This window comes from Streptococcus parasanguinis, assembly GCF_001578955.1.
In the GTDB taxonomy this organism is placed as follows: Bacteria; Bacillota; Bacilli; order Lactobacillales; family Streptococcaceae; genus Streptococcus; species Streptococcus parasanguinis_U.
The window spans coordinates 441,598-443,636 of the sequence record NZ_KQ969689.1 but is presented as its reverse complement, the minus strand read 5'-3'; the positions used below and the strand labels follow the sequence as shown (position 1 = coordinate 443,636).

Sequence of the window (2,039 nt, the reverse complement as noted above, 5' to 3'; positions counted from 1 at the left end):
TTCTCACCTAAGGAAAGTTTCTTAAATAACATTATCTTCAATACGAAAGGTTGAGCTACGCTCAACCTTTTTATTCTGCTTTATTAATGTCTTCTTTGACCTCATCAACATTGAATTTGGCAAAGAGGTACTGACGGTCTTGAACTGGGAAACGTTGATCCAGCTGATCGATGGCTCCCACCTCAACAATCCCTTCTGAGATGACAAAATCCATGACATGGCCACCAAAGGTGTGGTCATCTGAAATAAAGTGCAAATGATAACCAGCCACGCTCACGCCATGGAAAATTTCTGGTGTCCAAAAACCGACGATGGTTCCAGTAACATTTTCCCGTGTATACTCTGGCTGATGGGTTGCAACCTCTGCAAACTTCATCTCTGGTGTTGATTTTGGAATCATACGGACATGCATCTTGGCAAAGTCACCATGAATCTTAATAGAGCGGAAAAGATTTTCCCCATCATAATAAGACTCAATACGGGCTTCCAATTCCTCGTCCGTCATTTCAAAGCGTTGGCGGAAAATCACTTCTGCTTGGTGAGGGACGACTGCTGCATAAGGAACCTTGGCTTCCGGAGAAACTTCGACAATCTCAGGATGATCCCCTGATCCCTTGGCCTGATATGCCTTACCATCTAATACGATCAACTCTCCATCAATAGAATCAAGCGTCCCAACTCCGAGATCTCCGTGTTCCAAGAGTTCTCCAATCGTAAATGAACCCCCGTACAGACCCGCCATTAGAGCACCCAAGGTATTGTATTGAAAAAGTTTCACTGGTTCCATGTTTTTCTCTCCTCATTCTATCTTCTACCAGTATACCACAAACTATTCCGAATCTTCACGATATGGTTTTTATTAGAGGCTATCATAGAGGGTTTGCATCTGCACATCGTCTGGTACGATCGCCAAATACTGATTAGCCACTTCACGCGCCTTCGTCGCATCTCCAGCCTCACGCAACAAATAAACATAGGCTTCGAGGAACTCTGGGTTGTCCTTTAAATCCTCATAAAGCTCTTGGTAGGCTGAGACAGCCTCTTCTGTTTTCTCCAAGGCAGCCAAGGCACGGGCAATGTTCCACCGGGTGACAACTGTTTCGACTTCTTCATTTTGCCAAGCCAAGACTTGGTCAAAGCGTTCCTGTTCCAAATAAAGGGTAGTCAGACGAAGAGCAATCTCTTCGAGATCATCTGCCACTTCTTTAGCCTCTAATAGATAAGCTTCTGCCTGTTCAGGCTGGTGAAGTTCATAAGAAAGCTGAGAAGCAAGGAGCTTCAATTGGGCATCAAAGGGATTCTTCTGGATCCCTTGTTTAGCAATCTCAAGCGCTTTTTCACGGTCATTTTCAGCCTGTAAAGCCAAGGCATAACCATACTCATAGCCCTCAAAATCAGGCGACAAGGTATCAATTTGTTTGTAGTAGATCAGGGCTTTTTGGAATTCTTCTTGGTCAGACAATAGGGTCGCTAATTCGTAAGCAATCTGGTCATCAAACTCAATCTCCAGAGCTTTCTCTAAGAAGGGAACAGCTGCTTCAAACTTACCAAGATTGGCGTAGGCAAAACCAATTCGTTGATAGTTGGAAATTCCTGTTGCTTCCAAAATCTCCCGATTGTCTAACTGGGCATACTCTTGGATAGCCTCTTGATAGCGTTCCAATTCCAGATCAATTTCAGCTAGCCCTAATTGAATGATCGGATCATCAGACAAATGAGCAGCTTCAACTAATTTTTCACGCGCCACATCTGCTAGGCCTTCCAGCTGATAAAGATCTGCCTTGACCAAGAGACTGGCTACATACCAGTTAGACTCAGGGCCAATTTCTTCTAAATAAGCAAAGGCCTCTTCCATTTGACCTTCCTCTGCAAGGATGGTTGCCAAACTCAGATATACTTCTGGATAGGTTTCTGCAATCTGTTCATAGATCTCTTTTGCCTGAGGGTAAAAACCGATACTTTCAAGATATTGACCCAAATCCAATAATTGCGCTTCACTATCTTCAAACAAGGCCTGTTGAAATTGAACTTCTGCCTCT

At 43.8% G+C, this 2,039-nt stretch carries 2 protein-coding genes; both read right to left on the bottom strand.

Annotation, left to right across the window (positions count from 1 at the left end):
* Window positions 1–70: 70 nt before the first annotated feature.
* Entirely contained in the window at window positions 71–787 is a 717-nt protein-coding gene (gene budA, locus SPADD19_RS02075; RefSeq protein WP_013903849.1) for an acetolactate decarboxylase, read from the bottom strand.
* Between the two features lie 72 nt (window positions 788–859).
* On the bottom strand, window positions 860–2,039 hold a 1,180-nt coding region (locus SPADD19_RS02070), incomplete at its 5' end, for a tetratricopeptide repeat protein (RefSeq protein WP_061455072.1).

Coding starts and splice junctions, on each gene's coding strand:
- budA (WP_013903849.1), bottom strand. CDS start 787: ATGGAACCAGTGAAACTTTTTCAATACAATACCTTGGGTGCTCTAATG.